Annotated in this window: 9 protein-coding genes; 3 read left to right on the forward strand and 6 right to left on the reverse strand. The window is 67.0% G+C overall.

Annotated features, from left to right (window positions below):
* Positions 1 to 45 precede the first annotated feature (45 nt).
* Together nadA and nadC are read right to left on the reverse strand one after the other, a co-directional pair.
* Positions 46 to 1,143: a quinolinate synthase NadA gene (gene nadA, locus P3W97_RS01620; protein ID WP_300843222.1), complete on the reverse strand. Its 1,098-nt coding sequence runs from the start codon at positions 1,141 to 1,143 to the stop codon at positions 46 to 48.
* 11 nt (positions 1,144 to 1,154) lie between these two features.
* Positions 1,155 to 2,051 (reverse strand): carboxylating nicotinate-nucleotide diphosphorylase, encoded by an 897-nt coding sequence (gene nadC / locus P3W97_RS01625; protein ID WP_300843223.1) that lies wholly within the window; start codon positions 2,049 to 2,051, stop codon positions 1,155 to 1,157.
* A gap of 119 nt (positions 2,052 to 2,170) precedes the next feature.
* Here nadC and panB point away from each other — a divergent pair, with 119 nt between their 5' ends.
* Together panB and panC are read left to right on the forward strand one after the other, a co-directional pair.
* Entirely contained in the window at positions 2,171 to 3,046 is an 876-nt protein-coding gene (gene panB / locus P3W97_RS01630; RefSeq protein ID WP_300843224.1) for a 3-methyl-2-oxobutanoate hydroxymethyltransferase, read from the forward strand.
* A gap of 28 nt (positions 3,047 to 3,074) precedes the next feature.
* Entirely contained in the window at positions 3,075 to 3,926 is an 852-nt protein-coding gene (gene panC, locus P3W97_RS01635) for a pantoate--beta-alanine ligase (RefSeq protein WP_300843231.1), read from the forward strand.
* Between the two features lie 13 nt (positions 3,927 to 3,939).
* Here panC and P3W97_RS01640 read toward each other — a convergent pair whose 3' ends face one another.
* From P3W97_RS01640 to P3W97_RS01655, 4 genes are all read right to left on the reverse strand, one after another.
* Positions 3,940 to 4,962, reverse strand: a complete 1,023-nt coding sequence (locus tag P3W97_RS01640; protein WP_300843225.1) for an NAD(P)H-dependent glycerol-3-phosphate dehydrogenase — start codon at positions 4,960 to 4,962, stop codon at positions 3,940 to 3,942.
* 57 nt (positions 4,963 to 5,019) lie between these two features.
* A complete protein-coding gene (gene secB, locus P3W97_RS01645) occupies positions 5,020 to 5,478 on the reverse strand; it encodes a protein-export chaperone SecB (RefSeq protein ID WP_300843226.1) in 459 nt (152 codons plus the stop codon).
* A 159-nt stretch (positions 5,479 to 5,637) separates the two neighbouring features.
* Complete coding sequence (grxC, locus tag P3W97_RS01650; protein WP_300843227.1) at positions 5,638 to 5,904, reverse strand: glutaredoxin 3; 267 nt, start codon at positions 5,902 to 5,904, stop codon at positions 5,638 to 5,640.
* Positions 5,905 to 5,929: 25 nt separating this feature from the next.
* Complete coding sequence (locus tag P3W97_RS01655) at positions 5,930 to 6,340, reverse strand: rhodanese-like domain-containing protein (protein WP_300843228.1); 411 nt, start codon at positions 6,338 to 6,340, stop codon at positions 5,930 to 5,932.
* A gap of 118 nt (positions 6,341 to 6,458) precedes the next feature.
* On the opposite strand from P3W97_RS01655, the gene P3W97_RS01660 reads away from it, so the two are divergent.
* Positions 6,459 to 6,735 (forward strand): 2,3-bisphosphoglycerate-dependent phosphoglycerate mutase (locus P3W97_RS01660; protein WP_300843229.1); only part of this gene is annotated, 277 nt, incomplete at its 3' end.

Genomic DNA, 6,735 nt, shown 5'->3' on the forward strand with positions numbered 1-6,735 from the left:
GCCCGATTCTGCCCGGTTGCCCAAGGCCCATGCGCGCCAGGGGAATCAGGCCGCGCCGATGCCCGGGACCAAAGCACCCGCGGGTTCGCCCCGCTTGAGGGCCGCCGTAAAGGCCAGCATGCGATCGATGGGCTGCCGAGCGCGGGGGATCAAGGCAGGGTCGACATGGATCTCGTTGAGCCCTGTCTCCAACACCTCGAGCACGCCGCGCAAGCCGTTCATCGCCATCCACGGGCAGTGCGCACAGCTTTTGCAGGTGGCGCTGTTGCCGGCCGTGGGCGCTTCGATGAAGCGCTTGCCCGGGTTGAGGGCGCGCAGCTTGTGCATCATGCCGTTGTCGGTGGCGACGATGAACACCGGGGCATCCAGCTCGGCCGCCGCCTTGAGGATTTGCGAGGTGGAGCCCACCACATCCGCCTGCGCCACCACCTCGGCCGGGCTTTCGGGGTGTACCAGCACTTTGGCGCCAGGGTGATCGCGGCGCAGCTGCTCCAGCTCGAAGGCCTTGAACTCGTCGTGCACCACACACGAGCCGCGCCACAGCACCATGTCGGCCCCTGTCTCGCGCTGGATATAAGCCCCCAGATGTTTGTCCGGCGCCCACAGGATCTTGTGGCCCTTGTCGCGCAATGCCCGTACGATATCCAGCGCGCAGCTGGAGGTGACCAGCCAATCGGCCTGCGCCTTGACCGCCGCGCTGGTGTTGGCATAGACGACGACCGTGCGGTCCGGGTGCTGGGCACGAAAGGCGGCAAAGTCCCCTTCCGGGCAGCCCAGGTCGAGCGAGCAAGTCGCATCCAGATCGGGCATCAGCACCGTCTTTTCAGGCGAGAGGATCTTGGCCGTCTCGCCCATGAAGCGCACGCCCGAGACGATCAGGGTGCGCGCCGGGTGATCGCGCCCAAAGCGCGCCATTTCCAGCGAATCGCTGACGATGCCGCCTGTCTCCTCGGCCAGGTCTTGCAGGTCGGGATGCACATAGTAGTGCGACACCATGACGGCACCACGCTCGCGCAACAGCGTTCGGATGCGGGCTTTGAGGGCTTCGCGCTCAGCAGGTGACGGCTCCTCGGGCACGCGCGCCCAGGCGTGGCGCGTGGTGCACGCTGGCTGCTCGACGTCGACTTGAACAAAGGATGCCATGATGGGGGAGCTCACAGGGGTTGCAGCCGCATGGACAGGTCGATGGCCTGGACATCTTTGGTCAAAGCCCCGACCGATATGCGATCGACACCGGTTTCGGCCAAGGCCCGCACGGTCTGCAGGTTGACGCCACCGGAGATTTCCAGCAAGGCGCCGCCGCCTGGGTGGGCATCATTCAGGGCGACCGCCTCGTGCAGGGTCGGCAAATCCATGTTGTCGAGCAAAATCAGCCGTGCACCGCCATCGAGTGCATCGCGCAACTGCGCCAGCGTCTCGACCTCGATCTGCACGAACAGCGCATGGGGGGCCAAAGCCTGCGCCCGCGCGAGCGCCGCCCGCACGCCCCCGGCAGCGGCGATGTGATTTTCCTTGATGAGCACGGCATCGTGCAGGCCCATGCGGTGGTTCAGCCCACCGCCGGTGCGCACGGCGTATTTTTGCGCCACGCGCAGGCCAGGCAGCGTCTTGCGCGTGTCGCAGATGCGGGCACGGGTCCCTTCGACTGCGGCCACATAGCGGGCGGTCTGCGTGGCCACGGCCGACAGCGTCTGCAAAAAATTCAGCGCGGTGCGCTCGGCCGACAGCAAAGCGCGGGCATCGGCCTCGACTTCGAACACGACCCCATCGCGCTCGACCCGCTGGCCATCGGGCACCCGCCAGTGCCACTGTGCACTGGCATCCAGCGCATGCACGGCCGCGCGCACCCAGGGTTCGCCACAGACCACGGCGGGCTCGCGCGCGACCACCCGTGCCCGCATGCGCAGGCCTGGATCCACCAACGCAGCAGTCAGGTCGCCGCTGCCCACATCCTCGGCCAGCGCGCGCGCAACGTCCTGCGCTGCCTGCGCGGCGATGTCCGGCAGCAGCGGCTGCAGCGTCAGCGGATCGGGGCGTGCAGATTCGCTCATGGGTCAGCCCAAAACTCCAAAGCCCGCAAGCATAGCGGGATCCGCGTCTGGGCGCTCGCCCCCACGGCATGGGACCGAGGCATCGACTAGACTTGCGCGTCTCAGGAAATCTGGACGCCATGACCGACATCACAGCGCACACCCCGTACGGCACCCTGCCGGCCGCCGCTCCGCTGCCCCCGCGCAGGCCCATCAGCCTGCCTCGTCTGCACGAGATGCGCGAGCGCGGCGAGAAAATCGCCATGCTCACCGCCTACGACGCGACGTTTGCTGCGGTGGCCGACGCCGCCGGCGTGGACTGCCTGCTGGTGGGCGACTCGCTGGGCATGGTTTGCCAAGGGCGCCCGAGCACGGTCGGCGTATCGTTGCAGGACATGTGCTATCACACCGAAAGCGTGGTGCGCGGACTGCGCCGGGTGCAGGGCACCGTGTGGGTGATCGGCGACCTGCCTTTTGGCAGCTACCAGGAATCGCGCGAGCAAGCCGTGCGCAGCGCTGCGGCGCTGATGCAGGCGGGCGCACACATGGTCAAGCTGGAAGGCGGTGGCTGGACCGTGGAGACCGTGCGCTTCCTGGTCGAGCGCGGCATCCCCGTCTGCGGCCACCTGGGCCTGACGCCGCAAACGGTTCACGCCCTTGGCGGCTACCGCGTGCAGGGCCGCAACGACGCGCAAGCGCAGCAGTTGCGCCGCGATGCGCTGGCGCTGCAGGATGCCGGCGCGACAATGCTCGTGCTGGAGATGGTGCCCGCCGCTTTGGCCGCTGAGATCACCGCGCAGCTGCCGCGCTGCCACACCATCGGTATTGGCAGCGGCAATGGCACCGCCGGCCAGGTGCTGGTGATGCACGACATGCTCGGCATCCATTTGGGCAAGACGCCCAAATTCGTGCGCAACTTCATGGAGGGAGCGGCCAGCGTGCGCGACGCCATGGCGGCCTACGTCGCCGCGGTCAAGGCTGGCACCTTCCCCGACAATGCCATGCACGCATGGTAGGGTTTTCTCATCGTTTTTCACCATCCCGATGCGCGTCATCCACACCATCGCCGAGCTGCGCCAGGCGCTCGCCCCATTCGACCGCCCCGCCTTTGTGCCCACCATGGGCAATCTGCACGACGGCCACCTGAGCCTGGTGCGCCACGCCCGCACGCTGGGCGACGTCACCGTGGCCAGCATCTTCGTCAACCGGCTGCAATTTTTGCCACACGAGGATTTCGACACCTACCCGCGCACCCCGCAGGCCGACTGCGAGCGCTTGGCGGAGATCGGCTGCAACCTCGTTTTCGCGCCGGCCGAAAGCGAGCTGTATCCGGAGGCGCAAACCTTCAAGGTACAGCCCCACCCGGCACTGGCCGACATGCTGGAGGGGCATTTTCGGCCCGGCTTTTTCACTGGTGTGTGCACCGTGGTGATGAAGCTGTTCCAGTGCGTCTTTGCCCAGGCCAAGGGCGAGCGCCACGCCGTGTTCGGCAAAAAAGACTATCAGCAGCTCATGGTGATTCGCCAAATGGTGCGGCAATTTGCACTGCCCATCACCATCCACGGCGTCGACACCGCGCGCGCGCCAGATGGACTGGCGCTGAGCTCACGCAACGGCTATCTGTCACCCGAGGAGCGCGCCGAGGCGCCCCAGCTGGTGCAGGCGCTGCGCCTGCTGGCCGCCGATGTGCTGGGCGGCGAGCGCAACCTAGCTGCGCTGGAGCGCCGCGCCGAGCAGGCGCTGGCGGCGCGTGGCTGGCAGCCCGACTACCTGACCGTGCGCCGGCGCGAGGACCTGCTCCCCCCCACGGTGGCAGACCTGCAGCCTGGCCGTCTGGTGGCACTCGGCGCGGCCCGGCTCGGCCGCACCCGCCTGATCGACAACTGGGAGTTCTGACTCCCTCGGGACATTATTCCGCCACCGGATCGCGCGCCATCAGGTGCGCCACGGCATCGCGCGGTTGCAGTGCGCCGTCCAGCAAGGCCACGACGGCGTCGGTGATTGGCATGCGCACCCCCAAAGAGCGGGCGCGCTGCGCCACGGTACGGGCGCTATACACCCCCTCGGCGACATGCCCGAGCGAATCCACTGCCTGGGTCAGCGTCAGGCCCTGGGCCAGCAGCAACCCGACTTGACGGTTGCGGCTCAGATCACCGGTGGCGGTCAGCACCAGATCGCCCAAACCGGACAACCCCATGAAGGTCTCTGCCCTTGCCCCGAGCGCCAGCCCCAGACGGGTCATCTCGGCCAAGCCGCGGGTGATCAAAGCCGCCCGGGCGTTGTGCCCCAGACGCAAGCCGTCGCACAGCCCGGTGGCGATGGCCATGACGTTTTTGACCGCACCGCCGACCTCGACACCGACGATATCGTCGTTGGCATAGACGCGCAGCGTCGGGCCATGGAAAGCCGCCACCAAGGTGTCACGCACGGTGGCCTGGGCACTGGCTGCCACCAACGCCGTCGGCAGGCTGGCCGCCACTTCCTGCGCAAAGCTCGGGCCGCTGAGGACCCCAACACACAGCTCGGGGGCGACGCGGCTGGCAATCTCGTGCCCCAGTAGGCCGACGGTGCCGGGCTCGCAGGCGCGCTCGAAACCCTTGCACAACCAAGTCACGGGTGTTTCGCTGCGGCCCGCGGCGGGCAATGCGCCGGACAGCCACTGCAACCACTGTCGCAACCCCGCCATCGGCGTGGCGATCACGACCAAGTCGGTGGCCGCCAACAACGGCGCCAGCGCCGAGGAATCGCCCCCGTCGCACTCGAGCGCGGGCGGCAACATCGCCCCCGGCAGGTAGCGGGCATTGACCCGCTCGCTTTGCAGGCGCTCGGCCTGCGCGCGGTCGCGTGCCCACAGGCGCACCGGGTGGGTGGCGGCCGCCGCAATGGCCAAGGCCGTCCCCCAAGCGCCGGCACCGATCACAGTCAGGTGCATGGCTGCGTCAAAAGAGCCGACGGCGACAGGGTGGGCCAGTACCCACCCCTGCGTCCATCAGGCGGTGGCGATGCGCGGCGCGTCGTCCTGCTGTTGGGCCTGCTGCTGCTCGTACATGGCCTGGAAATTGATCTCGGCCAGATGCACGGGCGGAAAGCCCGCGCGCGTGATCAGATCGGCCACATTACTGCGCAGATATGGGTAGACGATCTGCGGGCAGGCGATGCCCATGATCGGACCCATTTGCTCCTGCGGCAGGTTGCGGATCTCAAAGATGCCCGCCTGCTTGCACTCGACCAAAAACACGGTGCGCTCGCCAATCTTGGTGTGCACGGTAGCCAGGACTGCCACCTCGTACACCCCGTCAGCCACCCCCTTGGCCTCGACACCCAACTGGATGTCCACGCTGGGCTGCTGCTGCTCGAGGAAAATGGCGGGAGAGTTGGGCTGCTCTAGAGAGGCCTCTTTGAGGTAAATCCGCTGGATTTGGAAAACGGGGGTTTGATCGTCGGACATGGTCGAAGTCGGATGAGGGGCGCCTGCCGGCGGCGAACGCCCGGGTAGAGCCGCCCCCGGCGGCGCGGAATGCGCCGCTCGGGGCCGGCCAAACAAAGACATTATGACAGGGCCAGGGGCTCCAGCCGGATGCAGCCGGCCCCAACGACCTTGCCGGCCTCAGCCGCCCTGCCCCTGCAGCAACGGCACCAGACCGCCGCGGGCATCGAGGTCGTGCAGATCGTCACACCCCCCGATGTGGCGCCCGTCGATGAAGATCTGCGGCACGCTGGTGCGCCCGACCAGCCGCGCCATTTCCTGGCGGACCTCCGGCCGGCCATCGACGTTGATCTCCTCCCACTCGGTCACACCCCGCGCGAGCAACAAAGCCTTGGCCCGCTGGCAATAGGGGCAGTAGTCGCTGCTGAAAATCTTGACGTGCGCCATGCCATGTGCCTTTTGTAGTGAGCGATCAGGCCTTTTGAACCGGCAGGTTGGCGCTGCGCCAGGCAGCTATGCCGCCGGACAGCGAAACCGCCTTGTCGTAGCCCAGCTTCTTGGCCATGGCCACGGCACGGCGCGAACGTATACCCGAGGCGCACACCAGCACCAGCGGCGTGGCCTTGTTCTTGACCACCTGGGGCAACTGCTGCTCCAGTACATCCAGCGGAATGTTGCGCGCCCCAGTCACATGCCCGGCGGCAAACTCGGCAGGCGTGCACACATCGATCACGACGGCTTTCTCCCGGTTGATGAGCTGCACCGCCTCGGTCGGCGACACGCCCGGGCCGCCCGCTGCGCCGCTCAACACTGGCCACATCAGCATCGCGGCCGAGCCAGCCGCCAGCGCCACCAACATCCAATTTTCGATCAAAAAATCCACGATAGGCCTTGGGGTTGCAATCCTTAGGGGCAGGTTTTGCCCCTCCAACGCCGCCATTTTAGAATGCGGCTTTGCCTTTTTCACCTTCCCTGCCAATCGCCCCTCGCCCTCCTCGACCATGCCCAAGCTCGTCCTCATCCGCCACGGGGAGTCCATCTGGAACCTCGAAAACCGCTTCACCGGCTGGACCGATGTCGATCTCACGCCCACGGGCGTATCGCAGGCGATAACGGCGGGCAGGCTGCTCAAGGCTGAGAGTTGGGATTTCGATCTGTGCTTCACCAGCGTGCTTAAACGCGCCATCCACACGCTGTGGTATGTACTGGACGAGATGGACCGCACCTGGCTGCCGGTGATCAAGGATTGGCGGCTCAACGAGCGTCACTACGGCGCCC

Origin of the sequence: Tepidimonas sp. (genome assembly GCF_029335975.1) — a bacterium.
In the GTDB taxonomy this organism is placed as follows: domain Bacteria; phylum Pseudomonadota; class Gammaproteobacteria; order Burkholderiales; family Burkholderiaceae_C; genus Tepidimonas.

Excerpts from the sequence above, each read along its gene's own strand:
- nadA (WP_300843222.1), bottom strand. The coding sequence starts at position 1,143 with ATGGCATCCTTTGTTCAAGTCGACGTCGAGCAGCCAGCGTGCACCACG.
- nadC (WP_300843223.1), bottom strand. The coding sequence starts at position 2,051 with ATGAGCGAATCTGCACGCCCCGATCCGCTGACGCTGCAGCCGCTGCTG.
- panB (WP_300843224.1), top strand. The coding sequence starts at position 2,171 with ATGACCGACATCACAGCGCACACCCCGTACGGCACCCTGCCGGCCGCC.
- panC (WP_300843231.1), top strand. The coding sequence starts at position 3,075 with ATGCGCGTCATCCACACCATCGCCGAGCTGCGCCAGGCGCTCGCCCCA.
- P3W97_RS01640 (WP_300843225.1), bottom strand. The coding sequence starts at position 4,962 with ATGCACCTGACTGTGATCGGTGCCGGCGCTTGGGGGACGGCCTTGGCC.
- secB (WP_300843226.1), bottom strand. The coding sequence starts at position 5,478 with ATGTCCGACGATCAAACCCCCGTTTTCCAAATCCAGCGGATTTACCTC.
- grxC (WP_300843227.1), bottom strand. The coding sequence starts at position 5,904 with ATGGCGCACGTCAAGATTTTCAGCAGCGACTACTGCCCCTATTGCCAG.